This is a genomic window from Micromonospora echinospora (assembly GCF_900091495.1).
Taxonomy (GTDB): Bacteria; Actinomycetota; Actinomycetes; order Mycobacteriales; family Micromonosporaceae; genus Micromonospora; species Micromonospora echinospora.
In genome coordinates, this window is the sequence record NZ_LT607413.1 from 3,379,836 (window position 1) to 3,405,043 (window position 25,208).

Genomic DNA, 25,208 nt, shown 5'->3' on the forward strand with positions numbered 1-25,208 from the left:
CAGGGCAGGATGACCGCGTGCAGACCAGCGGCTACCCCTGTCCCGCGTGCGCGTCCCCGGCCGACCTGACCGTCGGTTGCCGGACCTGCGGCCGGGGACCCGACCCGACCGCCGCCGAGGTGGTCCGCCTCGACGCCGAGATCACCGTCCTCGCCGGGCGGGTGGAGCAGGCGCGGCGGGCGTACCTGGACCTCGGCGCGGCCCTGGGCTCGGCCCAGCGGCGCCGGGCCGACCTGGCGGCGCGGGTGCGGGCGAGCCGGACGGCGTCCGCGCCGGCCACGGTGCGCCCGCCCCGGCCGGCGGTGGCCCCGACCCCGTCGGCGCCGGTGCCCACGGGCCCGTTCCCGTCCGGTCCGTTTCCGCACGGTCCGGCTCCGGTCCGGCCGGCCGCCGCCGGCCCGGTTCCGGTCGGCCCGGCGGCGGTGGGGGGCACCGCCGCCGGGCAGCGGGAAACCTCCACCCGGACCGTGCAGGGGGTGCTCTTCGTCCTCGGTGGCCTGCTGCTCGGCACCGCGGCGATCGTCTTCACCGCGGTCGCCTGGGCGGCGGTGGGCGTGGTGGGCCGGGCGGCGATCCTGGCGGCGGTCACCGCGCTCGCGCTGGCCGTGCCGGCGGTCGTGGTGCGGCGGGGGCTGCGCGGCACCGCCGAGACCATCGCCGCCGTCGGGCTGCTGCTGGTGCTCCTCGACGGGTACGCCGCCTGGGCGGTCGACCTGGTCGGCGTCACCGGTTGGCCGGTGACCCGGTACGCCGCGCTGGTCGGGGGAGCCAGCGCGGCCGTCGCCACCGGGTACGCGCTGGCCACCCGGCTGGCGGTGCCCTGGTTCGGGGCGTTGCTCGTCGCGCAGCCGGTGCTGCCGCTGCTCGCCGCCGAGGCCCGACCGGGCGTCGGCGGGTGGACGCTGGTGTTCGCCGGGGTCGCCCTGGTCGACCTGGCCGTGGTGCACGCGCTGTCGGTCCGGGCCGTGGTGCCTGCGCTGTCGGGCCGGGCCGGCGCGGGTGGGTCGTTGATCGTCGCGGGCCGGGTCACCGCCTGGACCGGTCACGCCCTGGCCCTGGCCCCGGCAGTGGTCTGCGCGGTGGCCGCCCTACTGACGGGGGAGGCCTTCGGCACGCCGCTCGCGGCCGGGCTGCCGCTGCTGGTGGTGGCGGCCGTCCTGGCCGGGACCGCACTGGTCGCCGGCAGCCCGGTCCTCCGGGCGGTCGCCGCCGCGCTGCTGGTGATCGTATCGGCCCCGGCGGTGCTCCGCCCGGTGGCCGAGCTGCGCCCCTCGGTGCTGCTCGTCACCTCGGCGGTGGTGGTGCTCGCGCTGGCCGCTGCCGTCCGGGCGCTGCCCGCCGGGCTGCGCAGCGGCTCCCGGGCCGGTGCGCTCGTCGTGACCGGGGTGATGGCCCACGTGGTCCTGGCGCCGACCGGTGGGCTGGCCGCCGCCGGGGTGCTCCGGTCCGTCCCGCCGTGGCGGGGCGCGACCGCCGGCCCGGACCTGCACTGGGGCTGGCAGCTCCCGGTCGCGGTGCTGCTGACCGCCGGGGCGGGCCTGCTCCTGCTGCCCTGGGCCGCCCGGTTCCCGGTCGCCCTCGGCGGCGGCGTGGTCGCGGTGCTCGCCGCGCCGGCCGTCCGGCCCACGCCCTGGCCGGTGGTGGTGGCCCTCGGGCTGGCCGCCGGGGCGGCCCTGCTGCTCGTGGCGGTGTTCCGGTCGGGCGGCCGGGCGTACCAGCCGGTGCTCACCGCCGCCGGCGGCGTGGTCCTGACCGGGCACGCCCTGCTCGTCGGCCTCGCCGCGCCGGTGGGGGCCGGGGCGGTCCTGGCCGGGATGCTGGCCGTCGGCCTGGTGGTGGCCGGCCGGGCCCGACGGCTCGGTGGACCGGTCCGGTGGCTGGCCGGCCCGGCGCTGACCGTGGCGCTGCTCGCCGTACCGGCCCTGGTGGTGGTGACGCAGGTCGAGCTGGCGCCGTCGCTGCCGTGGCGGCTGCGCGGGCCGGCCATCGCCGTCGGGCTGCTGCCCGTGGCGCTGCTCGCGGTCCGTCGGCACTGGCCCGACCTCCAGCGGTACGCCGGCGCCGCGCTGGCCGGGGCGCTCCCACTGGCCGGCCTCGCGCCGGTGGTCGTACCGGCCGGGGAGTCGGTGCCGGTCTACCTGGCGGCGGCGGTGCTGGTGGCGGTGGTGGGGGCCGCCGTGGTCCGCCCGGACGGTGGCCTGCGGGTGGTCGGCGTCGCGCTGGCGGTGGCGGCCGGCGCGGTGCTCGTCCCCGCCGTGCTCCGGGTGCTGGTCGCCCCGTACGGCTGGCTCGGGTCGGTCTGGTCCGGTGCGCCGGACGGGGTCGGGCTGGCGCCCGGGGTGGCCCCGGCACGACTCTCCGCCGGGGTCGCGTTCCTGGTGCTGCTCCTGGCCCTGGCGGTGGCCGCCCGGTCCACCCCGCTCGGCCGGGGCCGGGCGGTGCTGATCGCCGTACCGGTCGGCGCGGTGGCGGTGCCGGTGCTCCTCGGCGGGGTCGGCGCGCCCTGGCCGGTGCTGCCGGCGGTGTCCCTGCTGCTCGGTGCGGCGGGCCTGCTGTCCGCCACGCTCGCCAGCACGTCGATCCCGCGTCGGATGGTGCTGCCGGTGCTGGCGGGCACCGGGCTGATCCTGGCCGGCGCCGGGTTGGCCGGCCTGTTGCCGACCCGCGCCGGCACCCTCGCCGGGCTGGGCCTGGCCCTGGTGGTCGCGGTCGTGGTCGGGGCCGCCGGTCGGGTCGACGCGGTCCGGCCGGTCGGCTGGGCGGGCGCGGCCCTCACCGCCACCGCGTTCGCGGTCACCGCCACGGCCGCCGCCGACCTGCCGCTGCGCACCGCCGGGTCGGCCGTGCTCGCGGTGGCCGTGCTCGTGCTGGGCACCGCTGCCCTGCTGGCCCGTCGGCGTCCGGCGGAGGGACTGGTGCTGGACGCCGCCGCCCAGGGGGTCGCCCTGACAGCGCTCCTGCTCTCCGTCGGGTCACGCCGGCAGGCCGCCCTGGTCTGCGTGCTCTGGGGCACCGTCGTCGCGCTGCGGGCGCTGCGGCCGGGGGAGTCGGTCGGTCGGCGGTGGACCTTCGCGGCCGTCGCCGGGGGCAGCGAACTGCTCGGGGCGTGGCTGCTGCTCACCGTCGCCGAGGTCACCCTGCTGGAGGCGTACACCCTGCCGGCGGCCGGGCTGGCGCTGCTCGCCGGGCTGGTCGCGCTGCGTACCCGGCCGGGGTTGACGAGTTGGACCGCCCTCGGCCCCGGGCTCGCCGCGGCGCTGCTGCCGAGTCTGGCTTCGGTCCTGGTGGGCGCGGACCCGCAACCGTGGCGGCGGCTGCTGCTCGGTGCCGGTGCGCTCGGCGTGGTGCTGTTCGGCGCGGTCCGGCGGTGGCAGGCCCCGGTCGTGCTCGGTGCGACCGTTCTTGTCCCGCTCGCCCTGCACGAGGTCGTCCGCAGCTGGGACCTGGTGCCCCGGTGGATCTTCCTCGCCGTCGGCGGTCTCGCGCTGATCGGACTCGCGACCACCTACGAGCGTCGTCGGCGGGATCTGGCCCGGCTGCGTTCCGTGGTGGGGAGAATGGGGTAGGGCCTGCCCTACCGGCTGTTCGGGGGGTCGCAGGATTACCCAGCGCAACCGTCGTTCGGAGACTGGAGTCGGGCCGCCGGCCGGCGGCCCGACCACCCGAGGAGACGAGGGCACAGATGACGCTCGGTTCGGTGGCCGACCCGCCGCTACGGCGGGGCAGTGACTACGCGCGGTTGTCCCGGCGGATCAGCGAGGCCGGGCTGCTGGCGCGGCGACCCGGCTGGTACGTGGCGAGCGGGGCGCTGACCGTGGCCCTCTTCGTCGGCGGCTGGGCGTTGTTCGTCGCGGTCGGTGACAGTTGGGCGCAACTCGGCGTCGCCGTGCTGCTCGCCGTCGCCACCACCCAGGTCGCCTTCCTGGGGCACGACGCGGGACACCGGCAGATGTTCCGTCGACGCGGTCCCAGCGAGGTGGTCGGGCTGCTCGCCGGCAACCTGGCGGTCGGGCTCAGCTACGGCTGGTGGGTGGACAAGCACAACCGGCACCACGCCAACCCCAACCACGAGGGGGAGGACCCCGACGTCGGCGCGGGCGCGCTGGTCTGGACCCACGAGCAGGCGGCGGCGACCCGGGGTTTCGGGCGGTGGCTGGCCCGGTGGCAGGCGTGGCTGTTCTTCCCGATGCTCCTGCTGGAGGGGTTCGCGTTGCACGTGTCCAGCGTGCGTGCCGTGGTCGGGCGGAACCCGGACGGCGGGTTCCGGACGCCGATGCGGCACCGGACGGTGGAGGGGCTGCTCCTGGCCGCGCACCTGGTCGGCTATCTCGTGCTGGTGGGCACCGTCCTGTCGCCGGGGCGGGCGGTGGCGTTCGTCGCCGTCCACCAGGGGCTCTGGGGGCTCTACATGGGCTGTTCGTTCGCCCCCAACCACAAGGGCATGGAGATGCCGACCGCCGCGGACGACCTCGACTTCCTGCGTAAGCAGGTGCTCACCTCGCGCAACGTACGGGGCAACCGCCTGGTCGACGTCGCGCTGGGCGGCCTCAACTACCAGATCGAACACCACCTCTTCCCGAACATGCCCCGCGGCAACCTGCGGCGGGCCCGGCCGATCGTCCGCGCGTACTGCGCCGAGCAGGGCATCCCGTACGCCGAGACCGGCCTGTTCGACTCGTACCGGCAGGCGCTGGCGCACCTGCACGAGGCCGGCCGCCCGGTGCGGAGCTGACCGTCGCGCCGTTTCCGCCCCTGCTGCTTCGGTAGCAGGGGCCCCCTGCACGACAAAAACGAGTAACAGGGGTCCCCTGCTACCAACCAACCGGCGGCACCCGCCGTGACCGGCGGGGGCGGGGGGAGTGACGGTTGCCGTTGCGTGGCGCTCGGGTCGGGCGGTGGGCGGCACCGCCCCGGTAGGGTGCTGACCATGGCAGAGGTGCTCACCGCAGAGGCGGTACGAGACAGACTGGCCGCGTTGGCGGACTGGACGGGCGACCCTGCCGGCATCAGTCGCACCGTCCAGCTCGGCAGCTTCCCCGAGGCGATCGCGGTCGTCGGTCGGGTCGCCGAGGTGGCCGAGGAGCGGGACCATCACCCCGACATCGACATCCGGTGGCGGACGCTGACGTTCCGCTGCACCACCCACTCCGCCGGCGGGGTCACCGAACGTGACATCGATCTGGCCCGGCGGATCGACGAGATCGTCCGGAGCGCGCGATGAGATTCGAGATCAGCAAGGTGCTGGACGCGATCGAGGGACGCGTCTGCACCGACCCGTCCCTGGCCCGAGCGGTCGTCGACCTGGCCGAGGTGATCCGCTACCAGGATCTGGACGCCGGCCGGCCGGCGAGCATGCTGCGGCTCGGCATGGTCATCGACGCGCTGGCCCGCCAGCTGGAGGAGGACAGCGTCCCGGTCTACGCGGTCGTGCACCGGGCGCTGCTCTCCGACGCCGACCTGACCTCGAACGAGCGGATGGTGGTCCGCCGCTGGGCCGACGACGGCCTGGTGGAGGTGCTGGACCAGCCGAACGACCGGATCCTGGAGGTCGCCGACCTGCTCGGCCTGCCGGTGCTCAGCCGGGCCCGCTTCGACGGGCTGCGCGGGCGCTACCCGTGGGTGGTCGAGCAGCCGGGCCGGGTGGTCGCGCCGGTGCCGGGACAGGGCGGACCGGCCTTCGTCGCGCACGTCGGCCCGGGTACGACCCCGGTCGCTGGGGAGCCGTCACCGGTCGGGACGAAACTGCTCTCCCGGCTGTGGCGCTGCCCCGAACCGGGCTGCGCGCTCTTCGGTTCCGGGGGCGGCGGTGGTGCCTTCGCGGATCTGTCCCCCCGCTCGGAGCGGAGTCCGGCCGCCCAGCCGCCGCCGACGCTGCGGACCGGCGCGCCGACCTGTCCCCGGCACAACACCCGGCTCGGTGACGGCGGGGCCCGGCCCCGGACCGAGGTCCTCGCGGTCCGCATCGGCGGTCTGGTCCGGCGTCGGTTCGTGCTCACGTCCGAGGAGCCGGTGCTGGTCGGCCGGGCGCCGGACCAGTCCAGCGGGATCGTGCTCGGTCAGTGGCTCAACGACGAGGCTCGGCGCTGGATCAGTCGCAGCCACCTGAAGTTCGAGCTGCGGGCCGGCACGGTGGTGGTCACCGACGTGAGCACCAACGGCAGCGGGATCCGTCCCGGCGGCTCGATGGCCGAGGCGGAGCGGATCCCATTGGCCCCGCAGCAGTCCCGGGTGATGGACCCGGGTGACATGGTGGAGTTGTACCCGGGGGTGCAGATCGGCCGTCCGGGCGAGCTGCCCGCCGGTGCCCCCTACACCCCCACCTCGGTGATGGCCGAAGCCCCCACCATGGCCATGCGCCTGCCCCGCCCCTGAGCCCTGCCACCCCGGCTCCCTCGCCCTGCCTGCTGAGCGGCGGGGAGCCGGGGTGGGGCGGGATCAGGAGGTGCCGGTGAGGACGGCGGCGAGCTGGGCCAGCGCGTGGTCGATCTCCTCGGCGGTGATGACCAGGGGCGGGGCCAGTCGGATCGTGGAGCCGTGGGTGTCCTTGGCGAGGATGCCGCGCTCCATCAGCCGCTCGCACGCCTGGCGGCCGGTCATCAGCGCCGGGTCGATGTCCAGGCCGGCCCAGAGGCCCCGGCCCCGGACGGCGACCAGCCCCCGGCCGAGCAGCTCCCGCAGTCCGGCGTGCAGCCGCTCGCCCAGCTCGGCGGAGCGCCGCTGGAACTCGCCGGTGGCCAGCAGCCGGACCACCTCGGTGGCGACCGCGCAGGCCAGCGGGTTGCCGCCGAACGTGGAGCCGTGCTGGCCGGGCTTGAGCACGCCCAGCACGTCGGCGTTCGCGGCGACCGCCGAGACGGGCACGATGCCGCCGCCGAGCGCCTTGCCGAGCAGGTACATGTCCGGTACGACGCCCTCGTGGGCGCAGGCGAAGGTCTCCCCGGTGCGGCCCAGACCGGACTGGATCTCGTCGGCCAGGAAGAGCACGTTGCGCTCGGTGCAGACCCGGCGTACGCCCGGCAGGTAGCCCTCCGGCGGGACGACCACGCCCTGCTCGCCCTGGATGGGCTCGATCAGCACCGCGACCGTGTTGTCGTCGATCGCGGCGGCCAGCGCGTCCAGGTCGCCGTACGGGACCACGGTGAACCCGGGGGTGTACGGACCGAAGTCGTCCCGGGCGTCCGGGTCGGTGGAGAAGCTGACGATGGTGGTCGTCCGGCCGTGGAAGTTGCCCTCGGCGACGACGATGTTCGCCTGCCCGGCCGGCACGCCCTTGACCTGGTAACCCCACTTGCGGGCGACCTTGATCGCGGTCTCCACCGCCTCCGCGCCGGTGTTCATCGGCAGCACGAGGTCCTTGTCGCAGAGCTGGGCCAGCTCGCGGCAGAAGACGGCGAACTGGTCGTGGATGAACGCCCGGCTGGTCAGGGTCAGCCTGTCGAGCTGGTCGTGCGCGGCGGCGATCAGCTGCGGGTGCCGGTGGCCGAAGTTGAGCGCGGAGTAGCCGGCCAGGCAGTCGAGGTAGCGCCGCCCGTCCACGTCGGTGAGCCAGGCACCCTCGGCGGACGAGATCACCACCGGCAGCGGGTGGTAGTTGTGCGCGGTCCACCGTTCGGCGTCCCGAACCGCGTCCGGCGTCCGCAGCATGTCGTCGACGATCACTTGCCTGCCTTTCCCTGACGGAGTCGCAACGTGCAGCACTTCGGGCCACCGCCGGCCTTGCGCAGCTCGGACAGGTCGACACCGATGGTCTCGTAGCCCCGGTCGCGCAGCTGCGCGGCGAGGGCGGTGGCCTGGGCGGGCAGCACCACGTGCCGGCCGTCACTGACCGCGTTCAGCCCCAGCACCTCGGCGTCGGCCATGGTCGCGTGCACGGCGTCGGGGAAGAGTCGACGCAGCGCGGCGCGGCTGCCCGGCGAGAACGCCTCGGGAAGATACGCCACGGTCCGCTCGTCGAGCACGGTGAGCGCGGTGTCCAGGTGGTAGAAGCGGGCGTCGACCAGTTGGAGGGTGATCACCGGGTAACCGAAGACCTCCTGCAACTGGGCGTGCGAGGCGTGCGCGGTGCGGAACCCGGTGCCGGCGAGCAGCAGGTCACCGGCGAGCAGGATGTCGCCCTCGCCCTCGTTGACGTGCTTCGGGTCGTGCATCTCGAAGCCGGCGGCCTCGAACCAGGCCCGGTAGGCGGGGGCCTCGTCGGCCCGCTGCGGGTCGCGGAACTGCACGGCCATCGCCCGGCCGTCGATCACCGTGCCGCCGTTGGCGGCGAAGACCATGTCGGGCAGGCCGGGCACCGGGGTGATCTCCTCGACGGTGTGGCCGAGTTCGCGGTAGGTCTGCCGCAGCTGCTCCCACTGCCGGATCGCCAGGTCGGCGTCGACCGGCGCGGTCGGGTCCATCCAGGGGTTGATCGCGTAGTCGACGGCGAAGTACGTCGGCCGGCACATGAGGAAGCGCTGGCTGGTGGCGTCCATCGTCATTGTCCTGCTCCCGGGGGTCGGGCGCGCCCGGCCACTCGCGGCCTGCGGGCTGGCGCCGTTGCTCCAACGCTATGCGCCCGGCAGCGGCGGTATCCACCCGTGACGATTGCGTGAAGCGTAGATTCATTGCGTCTGTCGGACAGCGGACGTGCGATTCGTTGCGTGCCGGAGCGGCGGCGGACGGCCGATCAGGGTCGCCGCCCGTCTTCCCCGCAGGTCATCCAGGCCCACCCCCGAATCGTGCGGCGGCCGTCGGCGGGCTGCGGGAGTGACGAGTCAGAGGCGTGTGGCTACCCGGACCAGGGCGGCGAGTGCCCGGGAGCGGCTGTGCGGTGGCCAGGCGATGACTGTCGTGACGGCCGGCGCGTCCAGGACCGGCACGGCGGCCAGGCCTGCCAACAGGTTGGCGCGGCAGGACTCGGGCAGGACCACGGTGGTGCGGCCCAGCGCGATCAGTTGGAAGAGCTGCGTCTGGTTGCGCACTTCCGCGCCGGGGCCTTCGGGGTAGGCGCCGCCGGGGCCGGGCCAGCGAGCCGACGGGAGTTCGGGCAGCGAAGTGACGTCCGCCATCCGGACGTGGGACCGGCTGGCGAGCGGATGTGCGGTGGGAAGGATGGCGACCTGTCCCTCGGTGCTCAGGATTTCGGTGTCGAGTCCGGCGGTCGAGTCGAAGGGTTGATGCAGGAGTGCCACGTCGGCCTGCCCGTCATGCAGTAGCTGCTGCGGGTGGGATTCGCAGAGCAGCAGATCGACCGGGGTGGCACCCGGCTCGGCGGCGTACGCGTCGAGTAGTTTCGCCAGCAGTTCGCCGGAGGCGCCGGCCTTGGTGGCCAGCACGAGCGAGGGCTGACTCGTCGCGGCCCGCCGGGCGCGTCGCTCGGCTGCGGCCACCGCGCCGAGGATCGGTCGGGCCTCGGCCAGCAGCACCGACCCTGCCTCGGTGAGCGTGACCTTGCGGCTGGTCCGGTTCAGTAGCGCGACCCCGAGCCGTTGTTCGAGTTGGCTGATCGTGCGCGACAGCGGCGGCTGGGCGATGCCCAAGCGCTGCGCGGCCCGGCCGAAATGCAGCTCTTCGGCGACCGCGACGAAGTACCGCAGCTCTCGCGTCTCCACCGTTCGAGACTACCGCCCGATCAATACCGGCTGGGTATCGTTGCGTGACTCAGACGGTGTTGGTCCCGCGCTGGCGCGCGGCCACGATTGCCGGCATGAGCGAGAAGACGATCGCGCTGGTCACCGGCGCGAACAAGGGAATCGGGTACGAGATCGCGGCGGGGCTCGGTGCGTTGGGCTGCAGCGTCGGCGTCGGGGCCCGGGACGGGCAGCGCCGGGCGGATGCCGTGGCGAAGCTGCGCGCGGCTGGCGTCGACGCTTTCGGGGTGCCCCTGGACGTGACCGACGACGCGAGTGTGGCGGCCGCCGTCGCGCTGATCGAGAAGCGCGCCGGGAGGCTCGACGTGCTGGTCAACAACGCCGGGATCGCCGGGGCATGGCCGGAGGAGCCCTCGACCGTGACGCCGGAGAGTATGCGGGCGGTGGTGGAGACCAACGTGATCGGCGTCGTCCGGGTCATCAACGCGATGCTGCCGTTGCTGCGCCGCTCGGAGCATCCGCGGATCGTCAACCAGTCCAGCCACGTCGGCTCCCTCACCCTGCAAACCACGCCGGGCGTCGACCTCGGCGGAGTCAGTGGGGCGTATTCGCCGTCGAAGACGTTCCTCAATGCGGTCAGCATCCAGTACGCCAAGGAGTTGAGCGGCACCAACATCAAAATCAACAACGCCTGCCCCGGCTACGTCGCGACCGATCTCAACGGCTTCCACGGAACCAGCACGCCCGCGGAAGGCGCCAGGATCGCCATTCGGCTCGCCACGCTGCCGGACAACGGCCCGACCGGAGGGCTGTTCGACGACGCCGGGAACGTGCCCTGGTGACGGACCTTCTGCTCACCCGCCATGCATCCGGCCCCGGACACGCTTCAGGGGCGGCGAACCGCCGCCCCTGAAAGAGATGTCGCCCCCGCTGGTGAACCACCAGTTTGACCGGGCTCGACCGGTGCACCACCGGCGCCGCCAACAGTGCCCGTCAGAGCCGGTCGACAAACTGTGAGTCAAGCCACTCGCGGAACCGGTTGACAAGGTCGCCGTCGGTGGTCGGCCAGTCGTACTGGCCGGTCATCGCGAGAATGCCGAGCACCACGGCGGCGAGGCCGGCCAGGATGCCGAGCAGCGCGTCGGTCTTACCGGCGACGTGCCGGCGACGGGTGGCGATCAGGCCGAGGACGGCCAGCACCGCGCCGACCGCGCCGACCGCGATGCCGTACCCGGCGAGTGTGCCGGTGAGCACGAACAGCAGCCCGGCCACACCGACGACCAGCCCCACGGTGGCGAGCAGACTGGCCCGCGGCTTCTTCCCGGCCACCACCGCCGGCTCCGGGTCACGCCGGTCCGCGACGACGGGGTCGAGGTCCGGGTGTCGGTCGACCGTACGCTCCTGCGTCGCCCGGTCCAGGTCGATGGTCCGCTCCATCGTGCTGGTGGTCGCGGTGCCGGTGGTCGGCTCGGGGCCCGGCCGGACGGGATCCTGGTCCGCCTCCGCCGGGCGGGTGGCGGCCCGCGCGGTCGCCGCCCGGGCCGCAGCCCGTCGCTCCGCGTCGGCGTCCCGGGGGTCCCGGACCCGGCCGTCCGCCGGCGGCAGGTCCGTCCGCTGGTCCCGGCCGTCGACCGTCGCGGCGGCGCTGCGGTACGTCGTCCGGTCGCCGCCCCGGTCGGTGCCCATCGGCTCGGCGACCCGACCGGTGGACGACCCGGTCGACGGGTCGCGGTCGGCGGCGTGGACGGTCTCCGGGGCAGCTTCGTTCCCGTCCCGGGTGGCCGGTTCGTTCCGGCTCGACAGCAGGGGAATCCTCACGACGTACACCTCCTGGTCGGTGCGTGGAGACCTCGGACGCGCCGCCGGCTGCCACGCGGTGGTACCCCTGAGGTACCCCCGGTCCTCTTCCGGCACACCTGTCCCTTCCGGAGTCCCCAACCGGAATTGCAGGTGAACGAGGGGTTGACCGGTTCGTTTCGCGCTGTGGCGGGGGCCGGAGCGGCCGTAGGATCCCGAGCCGTGACCGGTGCGGGCAGAGACGACGAGCGTGTTCCAGGTGCCCGGGGCCGGGTGGTGATGCTGGTCGACAACGCGGTGCACGGTGACTCGCGGGTGCAGAAGGCGGCCCGTTCGGCTGCCGCCGCCGGCTGGGACGTGACGCTGCTCGGGCGCTCGCCGGACGGCGTACCGCACCGCTGGCGGCTCGGCCGCGCCGAGGTGCGGCTGCTGCCGATGGGCGGCGGCCCGGGAACGGGGGCGCAGGCGCGCCGACGGCGGGCGGTGGCGGCGCTCGGCGGGCTGCGCAAGCCGCTCGAGTTGGCGTACACCCGGTTCTGGTCGGCGACCATGCGGGAGCGTGCCTGGCGGCGGCTCGAACCGTCCCTGTGGCAGTACGAGCGGGCGTACGGGCCGGTGGTGGACGCCCTCGACCCGGACCTCGTGCACGCCCACGACTTCCGGATGCTCGGGGTGGGCGCGCGGGCCAAACTGCGGGCCCGGGAACGGGGGCGGACGGTCCGGCTGCTCTGGGACGCGCACGAGTTCCTGCCCGGCATCAAGCCGTGGCGGGACAACGTCCGCTGGCTGCCCGCCCACCGGGCGCACGAACGGGAGTACGCCCCGTACGCCGACGCCGTGGTCACCGTCTCCGACGAACTGGCCCGGCTGTTGCAGGCCGAACACGGCCTCGCCGAGCGGCCGGCGGTGGTGCTCAACGCCCCGGACCTGCCCGACGGGGTGACCCCGACGGAGTCGCTGCGCCAGCGGTGCGGGATCGGACCGGAGGTGCCGCTGCTGGTCTACAGCGGAGCGGCGGCCCCGCAGCGCGGGCTGGGCGTGCTGGTGGAGGCGCTGCCCGCGCTGCCCGGCTCGCACCTCGCGTTCGTGGTGAACCGGCCGGACGGCGACTACGTCCAGGGTCTGGTCGCGCGGGCGACCGAACTCGGCGTGGCCGACCGGCTGCACGTCGGCGGGTACGTCGCCGCCGACGAGGTGGTGTCGCTGCTCGCCGGGGCGGACGTCGGGGTGATCCCGATCGAGCACTGGCCGAACCACGAGATCGCCCTGATCACGAAGTTCTTCGAGTACTCGCACGCCCGGCTGCCGATCGTGGTCAGCGACGTACGGACCATGGCGGAGACGGTCCGGCGTACCGGTCAGGGCGAGGTGTTCCGCGCCGGGGACGTCGCCGACCTGGTCCGCGCGGTCCGGACGGTGCTCGCCGACCCGGCCCGCTACCGCGCCGCGTACGACGCGCCGGGGCTGCTGAAGTCGTGGTCCTGGCCGGCCCAGGCCGAGGTGCTCGACCGGATTTATACGTTTCTGCTTCCGCCCGGAAATGGCACGATCACGCCGTGACCGTGTTGATGTCCCCGGAACAGATCGCCCACCGAACCGCACGTGCCGTCGACGCGGCTGTCCACGCCGGACGCGGTCTCGGGCTCACCGTGACCGACCCGAAGGTGCTGTACGAGGTGTTCTCGGTGGTCGTCCACCTCGCGCCGTCGCCGGTCGTGGCCCGGGTGCTCACGGTGCTGCCGCACTACGCGGACCTCGACAGCCAGGCGGCCAGGCAGCGGGCGGAACTGGATGTGACCCGGTGGCTCGCCGACCGGGGCGTGCCGGTCATCCCGCCCAGCCCGCTCGTGCCCCGGGAACCGGTCCAGCGTGACGGGTTCTCGATGACGTTCTGGCAGCTCGTCGACGTGGACCCGGACGCCCAGCCCGACTACGTGGCGAACGCCGGCCTCGTCGCCGACCTGCACGCCGCGATGCGCGACTACCCGGGCGACCTCTCGTTCCTGTCCGCTGCCGAACCCCGGTTCGTCGAGGACAGCCTCGCTCTCCTTGCGGATCACCCCGACCTGCTCGACCCGGCCGACCTGGACCGCGCCCGCCGCGAGTGGCAGGTCCTGGAACCCCTCGTGCGGTCCCGTGCGACGTTCGAGCGCACGTTCCCGGGGATCGACCTCCAGCCCATCCACGGCGACTGCCCCGCGGTGAACATCGTCCCCGAGGCGCGCGGGCACCTGTACGCCGACTTCGAGATGGTCATGTCGGGACCGGTGGAGTGGGACCTCGCCGGCCTCGGCCCCGACTGCGAGGCCGCCTACGACCGCGAAGCGCGGCGCAGGGGCCTGCGGGAGTTGAACAAGGACGTCCTGGGCTTCGTCAACGCGGTGGGGATGCTGCGGGGTGTCGCCTGCCTCGCGCTCGCGCCGCAACTGCCCATGCTGGCCGACGCCACCCGGCCGCTCCTCGAACAGTGGCGGTCCATGCCCTTCGCGGGCGGTCTGACCGGCTGACGGCCGGTCGACGCGTCAGGCGCGGCGGCGATACCGGTCCGGTCAGCCGTGGCCCGCCGTCCGCTGCGCCTGCGTCGTCCGAGGCTGCGGGGCGACCGGGGGCAGGCCGGCGGGTCCACGATTCCGGCGTACGGTCGGCAGGGTCGCCGGCCGTCGGGGCGCGGGTGAGCGTTGCTGCACCCGTAGCCCAGCCGGCTGCACGAAGATCGACCGCCGGGTGAGCGCCTCACCCTTCCTGTCGAGCTGGTAGCCGTCCAGCCAGACCCACCCGTCGAAGGTGGCCCGGTCGAGCACCCGGATCACCCGGAACATGATCGGCGTGACGAACTGGACGCTGGCCGCGCGGGTCACCAGCACCAGGTCACCGGCCCTGGGCAGGGGAGCGGTCATCGCCAGCCGAACACGCCACGGTGCCGACGCCATGCCCTGATCCGGGCCCGGGCGGCCTCGACCATCGGGCAGAACCCGGTCTCCGTGCACCTCGGGCAACGACTGTGGCGGTGGTGGTCCAGGCAGTACCAGGCCGCCTGCACCAGGAACGGCACCTCGCGTGGTACAGGGGTCCCGGCGCGCCAGCCGATTGCCGTTGCCCGGTCGGGGGCATGAACCGCCCTGGCCGTTGAAGGGCCTTGCTTGTCCGCCTCGTCCGATAGCGGGGGCGGCGCGGGATGTGATCTGCGCCGTGGCGGGTTGGCTAGCGCGTTCCACGACGCCGGTAGTCGGCGATCCGGGCAGCGCCGCCAAGAGTTGAGGCCGCACGAACACCCAAGACGCAGCCAGCGGCGAAGCACCGGACGGTGTGCGGGGACGAACGGGACCGGCCGTTCTCTCCGTGATCGGGGCATGGCTTTTACGCTCTCGCCCCACGCCGCACTTGTCAAGCGTGTAGTGCGCGTTTGACAAGTGGTTAACCGTGCACTACACGTTTGACAACTTCACGCGTGGCTAACCTGCGGACGTGCCAGACCACCTGTACGGGCCGCAGGAAATCGGGGAGCGGCTTGGCGTCTCGCGGGAGCGGGTCCGACAGTTGACCCTCCGCCCGGACTGGCCTGCGCCCTACGACCGGCTTGCCATGGGAACGGTCTGGCGCAAGGAGGACATCGAGGAGTGGATCGGAAAGTACCGCCCACACCTGATCGAAGCTGACGACGACGAGGCAACGGGCGCGTAGCCCCAGATCGGCGGATAACTGCCCAGCCTTTGGCGCGCTCGAATCATTCCGACTACCGACACGCTGTTGGTGGCACCGTCGGTGCCACCAGGGGGCGTACGATCGGCTCATGACCACGAAGCGCAGCGTCAGCCTGCCCGACGACGTCGCCAGGTACCTCGACGAGCAGCCGAACATCTCCGCTGCCATCGCTGACGCCGTCCGGTTGCAGATGGCGACGGGGCGACTGGAGGACGTGCTGCGTCGCGTCGGCATGGAGGTGACCGAAGAAGGTAAGGCCAGTTGGCGCTCCAGGCTGGCCCAGCCCATCCCCGCCGAGGCCCTGGCCGAGGGACGTCGCCTCCTCGACGAGGCGGCATGAGGGACGGCGTCGCGGTGGTGCTCGACGCTACCGCCCTGATCGCCTACACGCGTGGCCAGGTCGCGGTCGGGGAACTGATGGCCGAGGTGGCGGACGAAGGTCGACACGTGGCCGTACCCGCCGCCTGCCTGTCTGCCGCCTACGCCGCAGGCCGCAATGACCTCGACGCCGCCATGCTCGGACTCCTCATGACCTCTCCCGTCGTGCGGATCGTGCCGCTCGGCCCGGAGACCGCCCGTCAGGTGGGAGTACGTGCCCGGACCGTTGAGGGAGACCTCGCGATGGGGCACGCGGCCGTTGTGGCTCTCATCCATGAGGCCCACTTTGCGACCACCGATCCGAAGGCTGCGGCAGCAGTCCTGCCGGATCGCTGGAGCATTCTCGACCTTACGTAGTGGCCCAGGGCAGGCCACGTGGAGATCTTCATCCTCTCCGGCTGCTTTGCGCATGGCGTCGTTCGCGCAAGCCCGATGGTGGGGAGCGAACGCCCCTGACTACCCTTGGTGGTCGTGCCCGAGGGACATAGCATCCACCGCCTGGCGACCCGGCACGCCGAGTTGTTCGCCGGGGAGAAACCACAGGTCAGTAGCCCTCAGGGCCGGTTCGCCGAAGGGGCCGCGCTGATCTCCGGCACCCTGTTGGAGAGCACCGAGGCGTACGGCAAGCACCTGCTGCACCACTACGCCGGGGAGATGACCCTCCACATCCACCTCGGGCTCTACGGGAAGTTCACCGACGGGGCGGGGGAGCCGCCGGCACCGGTCGGGCAGGTGCGGCTCCGGATGGTCGGCGACCGCCACTGGTTGGACCTGCGCGGCCCCACCGCCTGCGAACTGCTCACCCCGGGTGAGGTCGAGGCACTGCGCGCCCGGCTCGGCCCGGATCCGCTGCGGGCCGACGCCGACCCGGCGCGGGCGTACGCCCGGATCTCCCGCAGCCCGACGCCGCTCGCCGCGCTCCTGCTCGACCAGTCGGTGGTGGCCGGCACCGGGCTGATCTTCGTGACCGAGGCGTTGTTCCGGGCTGGACTGCCGCCGCTGTTGCCCGGTCGGAACCTGACCCCGGCGGGCTGGCAGGCGCTCTGGGCCGATCTGGTGGAGCTGATGACCCTCGCCGTCGAGCGGGGGCGGATCGACACCGTCCGCCCGGCACACCTGCCCGAGGCGATGGGGCGAGCGCCGCGCGTCGACCGGCACGGCGGCGAGGTGTACGTCTACCGCCGCAGCGGCGACCCCTGCCACGTCTGCGGCTCGGCGGTCAGCCGGGGTGAGTTGGGCGGGCGGAACCTCTACTGGTGCGCTGCCTGCCAGGCCGGCTGACCCGGCCGTTGCCCTGCGGCTCAGGCCGGATCGGCCGCTCGCGGTCCGGCTTGGTGGTCGGGCCGGCCCGCACCGCCGGCCCGACCACCGCGCTCAGACCAGCCGGCGGATGTCGCCGTACGCCCGGTAGAAGCCGCCCCGGCCGGACTCGCGGACCTCGGGGACCAGGTAGCGGGCCCCCCGTTCGCGGATGCCCTTGGGGAACTGCACCGACCAGTCCCGGTGGTAGCCGTCGGAGAGCACCTGGATGCGCAGCCGGCCGCGCTCCTCCACGCACTGCACGACCACCCCGCCCTCGGCGTGGTGGACCACCTCGATCGTGGTGGACGGAGCGGTGGCGGCCATCCGGGGTGGGGCCTTCACGTCCACCACCTGCGGGACGCTGCCGCCCTCGGCCGCCCGGATCGCCGGCTCGCTGGCGTCGATGCAGGCCAGGTACCCGCCGGTGGTGACCACGTAGAGGCGGTCGTCGTGGTACTGCATGGAGTACGCCGAACCGCAGCCGGTGCCGAGCTTCCAGAGCCGGTTGCCGGCCTCGTCGAAGCAGTAGATCGAGGAGTGGTTGTCCCCGGCGAAGACGTACCGGCCGTTCTCGGTGGCGGCGCAGGAGAAGACCGGGGCGTCGCAGTGGTACGTCAGGTCGGCCCGGCCAGGCTTGGTCAGGCGGACGACCTGGCGGGTGCCGGTGCCGGCGAAGACGTGGTCGCGTTCCTGCCAGCCGAAGAGGACCGAGCCGGTGCGGGTGTTCCACAGCTCCTGGCCGGTGCGCCAGTCGTAGCCGGTGACCCCCGCCGAGTGGCCGTGGTAGATCGCGTCGTCGTCGCAGCGCACCATCCACGCCGACGAGCCGCGCCCCGGCCGCCGCCAGAGGAACTCGTCCTCGTGGTCGACGGCGGAGATCCCGCCGCCCGCGTCGGAGACGCCGAGCACCCCGTCGTGGATGTCCAGCCAGTAGATGTCGATCTCCGGTGCGATGGTGTACGCCACCCGGGGCACCTTGCCGGAGAGGTCGTAGACGTTGCCGTCGTCGCAGCCGGCGTAGATCCAGGCGTCGTCGGCGACGATGCACTTCACTCCGTCGGGCAGCCGGACCTGGCTGAGCACCTGGGCGTCGTGGCCGAGGGTGGTGATGACCCCGTGCTCGTTGCCCACCATGCAGTGCTGGCCGTCGACGAAGATGCCGAACGCCGGGGCACCGGAGTGGTACCGCCAGAGCACCGGAGCGGTGCGCGCGGTGGAGTGGGTGCTGACGATCTGGCGGCGGCTGACCGCGCGCTTCTGCCGCACGCCGCGCACCGCCGGGGCGTACCCCTTGCGGACCTTCTCGCCGATCTTCTTCGCGGCGGCGGCGCGGGCCTTCGCGTTGTCCGCGAAGCTGCTGGTCTTGACCTGCCCCTGGTCACCGATCCGGCCGTAGCGGACGGTCAGGTCGCAGCCGTCCACGACGGTCTCGTAGAACTTGTGCGCCCCACCGTCCGTTTCGGACAGCTCGAGGTACGTCGTCTCCTGTGCCATGGGGAATCCTCCGGGGGCGGGGCGACCGGTGGCGATCCGACCGGTACGTCGACAGCCCGCACACCGTAACCCCCGCCCCCGACAAGGCCGCCGCACCGGGCCTGACCTGCGGCTCAGTCGTCGCCGAGAAGCCAGCGGACCACCTCGACCTGCTGCGGGAACACCTGCCCCTCGCCGATGCTCCAGGCCAGCGTCTGGCCGATCGCCCAGCCCCGCACCCGTTCCCGGTCCAGCCCCAGCTCGGCGGTGAGCCGGTCCAACCGGTGACGCACCGCCGCCGGCGAGTGGCCCAGCTCCGCGCCGCGGACCATCGGCACCACACTGAACTCGCGTTCGCCCACCAGCGGCTTCGGGTCGATCACCAGCCAGGGCTCGCGGCCGGCCCGCAGCACGTTGCCGGCGTGCAGGTCCTGGTTGACCAGCACCTGCTCGCCCTGCGTCGGGGCCAGGCCGGTGAGCAGGTCGCGGGCGGCGTCGAGGAGCCGCCGTTCGTACGGCCGACCGGCCCGTTCCCAGTTGCCCGGCAGCCGTTCCACCCAGCCGGCCGCCTCCTCGGCGAGCGAGGTGAACGGGGCACCTGCCGGCCGCCAGAGCCGGGGGAGCAGGTCGACGACCACTCCGAGCGCCTCCTCCGGCGGGCGGTGGGACAGCGGCTCCCCGGGGACGCACCGCTCGATCAGCAGGGCCCGCCACGCCGGCTCGTGCGCCAGCAACCGCACCGCGCCGTCGCCGTCCCACCGCGCCAGCGCCGCCGCCTCGTGCTCGCTGTCCCAGTCGGGATACTGGAGCTTGAGCACGGCCGGTGTGCCGTCCGGCAGGTCGGCGGCGAGCGCCAGCGACACGAACGCCCCCGGGTACGCCGGGCCGAGCCGCAGCGACCACCGGTCCACGCAGGCGGCCAGCCGCTCCGGCAGCACCGCCAGCCACTCCCGCCCGGCGGGCACCCGCCGCAACCAGTCCAGCCGCTGAGGTATCTCCAGTTCCATCGGACCATCCTCGGGTCGGTCCGGCCCGGTCGTACAACCGTTTCCGGTCAGCCTCCGTCTAAATGGGGGAACGACGGAGGTAACCGGATGCCGGACGCATCGGATCAGGAGTACACGGAGTACGTCACCGCGCGGCTGCCGGCCCTGCACCGGCTGGCGTACGCGTTGTGCGGTGATGCCGACGAAGCGGACGACCTGGTGCAGGAGGCGGTGACCCGGCTGTACCAGCGCTGGTCGAAGGTCTCCCGGGCAGAGCGGATCGACGCGTACGTCCGGACGGTGGTGGTGCGGCTGTTCCTGGACGGCAAGCGGCGTGGCTGGTGGCGGGTACGCCTCTCCGCCGTCCCGCCGGACCCGCCACCCGTCTCCGGGGACGCGGGGATCGAGGACCGGACCGTGCTGCGGGCCGCGCTGACCCGGGTGCCGCCCCGGCAGCGGGCGGTGCTAGTGCTGCGCTTCCTGCACGACCTGTCCGTGGACGAGGTGGCCCACACCCTGGGCTGCTCCGCCGGGACGGTGAAGAGCCAGACCGCGCACGGGCTGGCCGCGATGCGCCGATTGCTCGGCGGGTCGACGCCGACCGTGAGCGCAGTGAGGGAGAGGAGCTGACAGTGGACGACGACCGAATCGCCGGGCTGTTGCGCGCGCTGGACGAGGAATCTGGCCGTCCGCCCCGGATCGACGTTGCCCGTGCCGTACGCGACGGACGCCGTCGCCGTCGTCGTCGAGCAGCCGGGGTGGGCGCGGGCGCGGCGGTGACGCTGGCGGCGGTGGCAGCCGTGCCGGTACTGGCCGACTCGGCACCGCCGACCACGCCGGCCGCGGTGACGCCACCGACGAGATGCGTGGCCGAGTTGCTGCCTCTCCCCGGTCGGGCTACCTACGGCACGGTGCTGGCAGGGGACCCGACCGGCCGTTACCTGGCCGGCCGGACCAACGGGACAACCGACACGATGTGGGGCACGCAGTCGGTGATCTGGGTGGACGGACGGGTTCAGCGGATGCCGGCGCCGGTCCGGGACATGTGGCCCCGGGACGTCACCTCCTCCGGGCAGGTGGTGGGCGTCGCCGACGGCGGGGCGTACCTCTACCAGGCCGATCCAGTGGATCGGGGCGCGTCGTCGGAGCCGGCGGGCGGGCCCGGCAAGGTCCGCCGGCTTCTCGGCGGGGTGGGCCGGCAGCCGGTCGCGATCAACGAAGCGGGCCGGATCGCAGGCGAGCTTCAGGTGACAGCCGGCAACCGGGGAACCCGGTCGGTGCCGATCCTCTGGGCCTCGCCGACCAGCGAGCCTGTCGATCTGCCCCTGCCCGGTTCGGACTGGCAGGGACATGTGCGGGACATCGGCGACGACGGGACGGTCGTCGGCACGGTGAGCGACGGGTTCGCGCCCGACCACGCCAGGGGCTACCTCTGGCGGGCGGACGGCACGGGCGAGTTCCTGCCACTGCCGCAGATGAGGGACGGACCGGCCACCGCCTTCTGGCCGGTCTCGGTCCGGGGTTCCTGGGTCGTCGGCACAGCCCGCCGCGCCCTGTCCGACACGGTCCAGGAGGAGGTCGTCCGACTGGACCTGACGACCGGGACGTTCGCTCCGCTGCCGCAGCCGGCCGAGTTCCAGCCCACGGCCGGTAACGCGCAGGGCTGGGCCGTCGGGCAGGTCGACGGGACAAGCGGCAACGGACGCGTCGGGCTGCTCACCGACACCGGACTGCTCGACCTCCCCGAACCCGAGCACCAAGCGGAACGGTACGACCCGAGAGTCAGCGTGGTCAGCGACGACGCCCGGACGATCGGCGGCACCCAGACCGTCCGTCGCGACCGCGATCCGCTGCAGGTGGCCTCGGCGCTGTCCCTCGTCGACCACCGTCCGGTTCGATGGACCTGCCGCTGAGGCTGACGGATCGTGGGACCCCGACCACCGGCCGGGGTCCCACGATCAGGCCGAGAGCGCGTCGACCGCCTTGCGGGCGGCGATGAGCACCGGGTCCCAGACCGGGGCGTAGGGCGGCGCGTAACCGAGGTCGAGGCCGGTCATCGCGTCCACCGTCATGCCGTTCCACAGCGCCACGGCCAGCGTGTCGATCCGCTTGGCCGCCTCGGACCAGCCGACGATCTGCGCGCCGAGCAGCCGGCCGCCGGGCTTCTCGGCGATCAGCTTGACCGTCATCGTGCGGGCTCCGGGGTAGTAGCCGGCCCGGTTGGTCGACTCGGTGACCACCGAGACGAACTCGAAGCCGGCGGCGGTGGCGTCGGACTCCCGCAGGCCGGTCCGTCCCACCTCCAGGTCGCAGACCTTGGTTACCGCCGTGCCGATCACGCCGGGGAAGGTGGCGTACCCGCCACCGATGTTGATGCCGGCGACCCGGCCCTGCTTGTTGGCGTGCGTGCCGAGGGGGATGTTGACCGGCTGGCCGCTGACCCGGTGCAGGGTCTCCACGCAGTCCCCGGCCGCCCACACCCCGTCGGTCCCGATCACCCGCATCCGGCGGTCCACCCGGATCCCGCCGGACGGGCCGACGGGCAGGCCGGCCGCCTCGCCCAGCGCGGTGTTCGGGCGCACCCCGAGACCGAGGACGACGACGTCGGCCGGGAACTCGCCGGCGTCCGTGCGGACCCCGGTGACCCGGCCGTCGCGGGTCTCCAGCCCGGTGACCGTCACTCCGGTACGGATGTCGATGCCGAGCCCGCGCATCGCGTCGGCCACCAGCCCGGCCATGTCCGGGTCCACGGTGGACATGGGCTGGTCGGCCTGCTCGACCAGGGTCACCTCCAGCCCCCGCACGATCAGCGCCTCGGCCATCTCCACGCCGATGTAGCCACCGCCGACGACCACCGCGCGCCGGGGCGCCGGGTCGCGTTCGAGCCAGTCGCGCAGCGCGTCGCCGTCGTCGAGGGTCTGCACCCCGAAGACACCGTCCGCGTCGGTGCGGGCCCACTTCGGGTGCACCGGGGTCGCGCCGGTGGCGTACACCAGGGTGTCGAACCGTTCGTGCACCTCGCCGCCGCCGGCCAGGTCCCGGGCGACGACCTCGCGCCGGTCGAGGTCGATGGCGGTGACCTCGTGCCGGAGCCGGACGTCCACGTGGTACTCGTCCCGGAAGGTGGCCGGGTCCCGGGCGACCAGGTCGTCCCGCTCGTCGACCAGCCCACTGATCCAGTACGGGATGCCGCAGGCCGAGTAGGACGTGAAGCGTCCCCGGTCGAACGCCACGATCTCCAGGTCGTCCGGACCGCGCCGCCGCCGGGCCTGGGACGCCGCCGCCATGCCGCCGGCGTCGGCGCCCACCACGATCAACCGTTCCGCCACCGGTTCAGTCTTCCACCGTCGGCGTCCCGCCGCGCGTCTGTCGCGCCACGTCTTCGACCACGTCGACGAGACGACCGGTGCGGGCGTGCACCGCGCGCTGCCGCTCGGCCCCGGTGCCGTGCCGGCGCACCCCGGCGAGCAGGTCGTCGACCTGGTCGGCGTCGCCGTGCCGGTCGAGTTCGGGGCGGACCCGGTCGACCAGACGGTCCAGCAGCTCCCACGCCGGACCCACCTCGCCGGTGTGCGGGTCGACGGCCTTGCCGGTCAGGCCGTCGTGGGCGGCCCGCCAGTGCGCCCCGACCAGCAGGTGGTGGTCGACCCGGGGGGCCGGACGGCCGGCGGCGATCTCCGCCAGCGCCGTGCCGACCAGGCTCCGGACCAGCGCGGCCACCAGGATCGTGTCGTCCAGCGACGGGCAGACGTCACCGATGCGGATCTCCACCGTCGGGTACTTCGCCGACAGCCGCGCGTACCAGTAGAGCATCCCCTCGTCCAGCATCACGCCGCTGTCGATGAGCTGCCGGATCAGCCGCTGGTAGTGCTCGTGCGAGTCGAGCCGGGGCGTCGGGGCCACCGAGGGCCAGCGTTCCCACTCGATCGAGCGCCAGCTCGCGTACCCGGTGTCCTCCCCGGCGGAGAACGGGGAGTTGGTGGTGAGCGCTTGCAGGATCGGCAGCCAGGGCCGGACGTGGTTGAGCACCTGCACGCCGGTGTCCGGGTCGGGGATCCCGACGTGCACGTGCATGCCGTTGTTGCCCGGTCCGGGCGCGAGCAGCCGGAACCGTTCGACCATCCGGTCGAAGCGCGGCTTGTCCACCACCGGCGGCACCGGTCCCTCGACCGGGCCGGTGCCGATGGCGAGCAGCCGGACGCCGGCCCGGTCGGCGGCGTCGGCGAGCCCGGCGCGTAGCAGCCCGAGGGAGTGCCGGATCGCCCCGAGGTCCAGTCCGGGCGGGCTGCCGATCTCGATCTGGCTGGTCTGGAACTCCCGCTCCACCTGGCCGCTGAGCTCGGGGGGCACCTGTTCCATCACCAGGTCGACGGCGGGCACGGCCACGCCGGTGTGCGGGTCGACGAGGAGGAACTCCTCCTCGACGCCGACGGTGAGCAGATCGGATCCGTCCGGCGTGCTCGTCGCGTCCTGGATCGCCACCTGGCCGGCCACGGCCTTCACCACCTTCTTCCGGTCCGCGTCACTCGCGGAGGCTGGACTCAGGGCTACCCAGCCGTACGCGGCCGGAAAACGTTGTCCCGGCGTGTCGGCCCGGGATCGCCGGGGTCGGGAACGTGACAGCGGGTCCTACGCTGTGCCCGTGCTGGCTCCGCTGTCGGTGGTGATCTGGGCCTGGGCGTACGCGCTGGGTCAGTTCGTCGTGCTCGCCGACCGGCCGGCCGAGGTGTTCGCCGGGGTGGCGGTCGGTGCGGCGCTGCTGCTCGCCACGATGGTGGCCGTCCTGGTCACGACGGTCGGCGCAGCCGGCCCGCAGGCCGTCCGCCGGGCCCGCTCCCTGCGGGAACGGGCACGCCGTCGTCGGGTGCCCCGGCAGCTCGACCCGGACGCGCCGGGTCGCCCCCGCCCCCGCGCGCCGGGGGTACGCCCCGCGACCGCGTGACGCGTCGCCGGGCACCGCCGGCACCGCCATCTGCCAACCCGCCAACCGCTGGCCCGCACCGTCGGGCCGGCCGGACCGCGCCGTCGGCTCCGCGCACGCGGTCGATTCCGCCCGTCCTCCGTCCATCTCGGACATCCGACCGGAATCGCACCGAGGGGTACACCCATGCTCGCCTTCGCGCCACTCGACGCCGCCGTCGGCGTCGCCTCCCACGCCGTCTCCACGCTCGCCAGCGCGGTCGCGCCCTTGGCCGGTGGGGCCGCCACCGCCGTCGCCATCGTCGCGTTCACCGTCGCCGTCCGGCTCACCGTCGCCCAGGTGCGCGGGGAGCGGCGTCGCACGGCCCTCGCCCCGCAGGTCGCCGAGCTGCGTCGCCGGTACGGCGGCGACCCGGCCCGGTTGCAGCGGGAACTGCTCGACCTGTATGGCACCGCCGGGGCGAGTCCGCTGGCGGGCTGCCTGCCGGCCCTGCTCCAGGCCCCGTTCTTCCTGATCATGTACCGCCTCTTCACCGCCGGCGACCCGGCACCGCTGGCCGGGGAGCTGGCCGGGGTGCCGCTGGGGCACCACCTGGCCGACGGGCTCGCCGGCGCGGCCGGACCGGTCTGGGGCGTGCTCCTGGCGGCGCTGCTCGCCCTGGCCTGGCTGGCGTCGCGGCGGATGCGCCGGACCATGGCCGCCAACTCGGCGTCGCCCGGCGGGTCGGCACCAGCCGCAGGGCCGAAGTCGTCCGGTGGTCCGGAGGCGTCCGGCGGGTCGGGGGCGTCCCAGGGGGCGTCGTCCCGGGAGGCGGTGGGGGCCGGTGGGGTGGCCGGGGACGTGGGGGCGGCCGTCGGGCGGCTCCTGCCGCTGCTGCCGTACGCGATGCTGCCGGTCGCGCTGGTGGTGCCGTTGGCGGGCGTGCTCTACCTGGTCACCACCACCGCCTTCACCGCCCTGGAACACACCGTGCTGCGCCGCGACCGACGGACCTCGCGACCAACTCTGGACAGAAACAGTTAACTTTCTTGATAATTACCGGACCTGTCGACATCCATGGATGCCCGCTCGGGCGTGGAG

General features: G+C 73.8%; 24 protein-coding genes. 15 read left to right on the forward strand and 9 right to left on the reverse strand.

Annotated elements, in window-relative coordinates; genetic code table 11:
* Positions 1-17 precede the first annotated feature (17 nt).
* The 4 genes from GA0070618_RS15640 to GA0070618_RS15655 all read left to right on the forward strand — a co-directional run bounded on the left by GA0070618_RS15640 (position 18) and on the right by GA0070618_RS15655 (position 6,372).
* Complete coding sequence (locus GA0070618_RS15640) at positions 18-3,566, forward strand: SCO7613 C-terminal domain-containing membrane protein (RefSeq protein ID WP_088982291.1); 3,549 nt, start codon at positions 18-20, stop codon at positions 3,564-3,566.
* Positions 3,567-3,682: 116 nt separating this feature from the next.
* Positions 3,683-4,732, forward strand: coding sequence for a fatty acid desaturase family protein (locus tag GA0070618_RS15645; protein ID WP_088982292.1), 1,050 nt, complete (start codon positions 3,683-3,685; stop codon positions 4,730-4,732).
* 195 nt (positions 4,733-4,927) lie between these two features.
* Positions 4,928-5,221 (forward strand): 4a-hydroxytetrahydrobiopterin dehydratase, encoded by a 294-nt coding sequence (locus GA0070618_RS15650; protein WP_088985557.1) that lies wholly within the window; start codon positions 4,928-4,930, stop codon positions 5,219-5,221.
* Positions 5,218-6,372 carry an FHA domain-containing protein gene (locus GA0070618_RS15655; protein ID WP_088982293.1) on the forward strand — a complete coding sequence of 385 codons (1,155 nt, stop codon included), beginning with the start codon at positions 5,218-5,220 and terminating at the stop codon, positions 6,370-6,372. The genes GA0070618_RS15650 and GA0070618_RS15655 overlap by 4 nt, the downstream gene beginning before the upstream one ends.
* Positions 6,373-6,435: 63 nt before the next feature.
* On the opposite strand, the gene rocD is transcribed toward GA0070618_RS15655, so the two are convergent.
* The 3 genes from rocD to GA0070618_RS15670 form a co-directional block, all read right to left on the reverse strand.
* Positions 6,436-7,656 (reverse strand): ornithine--oxo-acid transaminase, encoded by a 1,221-nt coding sequence (rocD, locus tag GA0070618_RS15660; protein ID WP_172900387.1) that lies wholly within the window; start codon positions 7,654-7,656, stop codon positions 6,436-6,438.
* Positions 7,656-8,471, reverse strand: a complete 816-nt coding sequence (gene ddaH, locus GA0070618_RS15665) for a dimethylargininase (protein ID WP_172900388.1) — start codon at positions 8,469-8,471, stop codon at positions 7,656-7,658. Before ddaH ends, rocD begins: the two co-directional genes overlap by 1 nt.
* A gap of 282 nt (positions 8,472-8,753) precedes the next feature.
* Positions 8,754-9,590, reverse strand: coding sequence for a LysR family transcriptional regulator (locus GA0070618_RS15670; RefSeq protein WP_088982295.1), 837 nt, complete (start codon positions 9,588-9,590; stop codon positions 8,754-8,756).
* Positions 9,591-9,685: 95 nt separating this feature from the next.
* Between GA0070618_RS15670 and GA0070618_RS15675 the strand changes: the two genes are divergently transcribed.
* Positions 9,686-10,411: an SDR family NAD(P)-dependent oxidoreductase gene (locus GA0070618_RS15675; RefSeq protein WP_088982296.1), complete on the forward strand. Its 726-nt coding sequence runs from the start codon at positions 9,686-9,688 to the stop codon at positions 10,409-10,411.
* A 151-nt stretch (positions 10,412-10,562) separates the two neighbouring features.
* Here the strand turns inward: GA0070618_RS15675 and GA0070618_RS15680 are convergent, their stop codons facing one another.
* Positions 10,563-11,387 carry a DUF4383 domain-containing protein gene (locus GA0070618_RS15680; RefSeq protein ID WP_143740251.1) on the reverse strand — a complete coding sequence of 275 codons (825 nt, stop codon included), beginning with the start codon at positions 11,385-11,387 and terminating at the stop codon, positions 10,563-10,565.
* A gap of 258 nt (positions 11,388-11,645) precedes the next feature.
* Here GA0070618_RS15680 and GA0070618_RS15685 point away from each other — a divergent pair, with 258 nt between their 5' ends.
* Positions 11,646-12,926, forward strand: coding sequence for a glycosyltransferase family 4 protein (locus GA0070618_RS15685; RefSeq protein ID WP_088985559.1), 1,281 nt, complete (start codon positions 11,646-11,648; stop codon positions 12,924-12,926).
* On the forward strand, positions 12,923-13,873 hold the full coding sequence (locus GA0070618_RS15690) for a phosphotransferase (RefSeq protein WP_088982298.1): 951 nt from the start codon (positions 12,923-12,925) through the stop codon (positions 13,871-13,873). Before GA0070618_RS15685 ends, GA0070618_RS15690 begins: the two co-directional genes overlap by 4 nt.
* Before the next feature lie 42 nt (positions 13,874-13,915).
* On the opposite strand, the gene GA0070618_RS15695 is transcribed toward GA0070618_RS15690, so the two are convergent.
* Positions 13,916-14,296, reverse strand: a complete 381-nt coding sequence (locus GA0070618_RS15695) for a hypothetical protein (protein ID WP_414467584.1) — start codon at positions 14,294-14,296, stop codon at positions 13,916-13,918.
* Between the two features lie 535 nt (positions 14,297-14,831).
* On the opposite strand from GA0070618_RS15695, the gene GA0070618_RS15700 reads away from it, so the two are divergent.
* The 4 genes from GA0070618_RS15700 (at position 14,832) to GA0070618_RS15715 (ending at position 16,727) form a co-directional block, all read left to right on the forward strand.
* Positions 14,832-15,047, forward strand: a complete 216-nt coding sequence (locus tag GA0070618_RS15700; protein WP_088982299.1) for a helix-turn-helix transcriptional regulator — start codon at positions 14,832-14,834, stop codon at positions 15,045-15,047.
* A 109-nt stretch (positions 15,048-15,156) separates the two neighbouring features.
* Positions 15,157-15,408 (forward strand): hypothetical protein, encoded by a 252-nt coding sequence (locus GA0070618_RS15705; RefSeq protein WP_088982300.1) that lies wholly within the window; start codon positions 15,157-15,159, stop codon positions 15,406-15,408.
* Positions 15,405-15,803 (forward strand): hypothetical protein, encoded by a 399-nt coding sequence (locus GA0070618_RS15710; RefSeq protein WP_088982301.1) that lies wholly within the window; start codon positions 15,405-15,407, stop codon positions 15,801-15,803. The genes GA0070618_RS15705 and GA0070618_RS15710 overlap by 4 nt, the downstream gene beginning before the upstream one ends.
* A gap of 114 nt (positions 15,804-15,917) precedes the next feature.
* Positions 15,918-16,727: an Fpg/Nei family DNA glycosylase gene (locus GA0070618_RS15715; protein WP_088985560.1), complete on the forward strand. Its 810-nt coding sequence runs from the start codon at positions 15,918-15,920 to the stop codon at positions 16,725-16,727.
* Positions 16,728-16,820: 93 nt separating this feature from the next.
* Here GA0070618_RS15715 and GA0070618_RS15720 read toward each other — a convergent pair whose 3' ends face one another.
* The gene (locus tag GA0070618_RS15720) at positions 16,821-18,242 is read right to left on the reverse strand and encodes a WGR domain-containing protein (RefSeq protein WP_088982302.1); all 1,422 of its coding nucleotides are present in this window, start codon (positions 18,240-18,242) and stop codon (positions 16,821-16,823) included.
* A 113-nt stretch (positions 18,243-18,355) separates the two neighbouring features.
* Positions 18,356-19,228, reverse strand: coding sequence for an aminoglycoside phosphotransferase family protein (locus GA0070618_RS15725; RefSeq protein WP_088982303.1), 873 nt, complete (start codon positions 19,226-19,228; stop codon positions 18,356-18,358).
* 87 nt (positions 19,229-19,315) lie between these two features.
* Here GA0070618_RS15725 and GA0070618_RS15730 point away from each other — a divergent pair, with 87 nt between their 5' ends.
* Together GA0070618_RS15730 and GA0070618_RS15735 are read left to right on the forward strand one after the other, a co-directional pair.
* Positions 19,316-19,837, forward strand: coding sequence for a SigE family RNA polymerase sigma factor (locus GA0070618_RS15730; protein ID WP_088982304.1), 522 nt, complete (start codon positions 19,316-19,318; stop codon positions 19,835-19,837).
* Positions 19,838-19,839: 2 nt separating this feature from the next.
* The gene (locus GA0070618_RS15735) at positions 19,840-21,120 is read left to right on the forward strand and encodes a hypothetical protein (protein WP_143740252.1); all 1,281 of its coding nucleotides are present in this window, start codon (positions 19,840-19,842) and stop codon (positions 21,118-21,120) included.
* A 45-nt stretch (positions 21,121-21,165) separates the two neighbouring features.
* Here GA0070618_RS15735 and GA0070618_RS15740 read toward each other — a convergent pair whose 3' ends face one another.
* Positions 21,166-22,536 (reverse strand): FAD-dependent oxidoreductase, encoded by a 1,371-nt coding sequence (locus GA0070618_RS15740; RefSeq protein WP_088982306.1) that lies wholly within the window; start codon positions 22,534-22,536, stop codon positions 21,166-21,168.
* Between the two features lie 4 nt (positions 22,537-22,540).
* Positions 22,541-23,710 (reverse strand): carboxylate-amine ligase, encoded by a 1,170-nt coding sequence (locus GA0070618_RS15745; RefSeq protein WP_088985561.1) that lies wholly within the window; start codon positions 23,708-23,710, stop codon positions 22,541-22,543.
* Between the two features lie 139 nt (positions 23,711-23,849).
* On the opposite strand from GA0070618_RS15745, the gene GA0070618_RS15750 reads away from it, so the two are divergent.
* Both GA0070618_RS15750 and GA0070618_RS15755 read left to right on the forward strand, forming a co-directional pair.
* A complete protein-coding gene (locus GA0070618_RS15750; RefSeq protein ID WP_197701760.1) occupies positions 23,850-24,149 on the forward strand; it encodes a DUF6412 domain-containing protein in 300 nt (99 codons plus the stop codon).
* Positions 24,150-24,314: 165 nt separating this feature from the next.
* Positions 24,315-25,151 carry a YidC/Oxa1 family membrane protein insertase gene (locus GA0070618_RS15755; protein ID WP_088982308.1) on the forward strand — a complete coding sequence of 279 codons (837 nt, stop codon included), beginning with the start codon at positions 24,315-24,317 and terminating at the stop codon, positions 25,149-25,151.
* Positions 25,152-25,208: the final 57 nt, after the last annotated feature.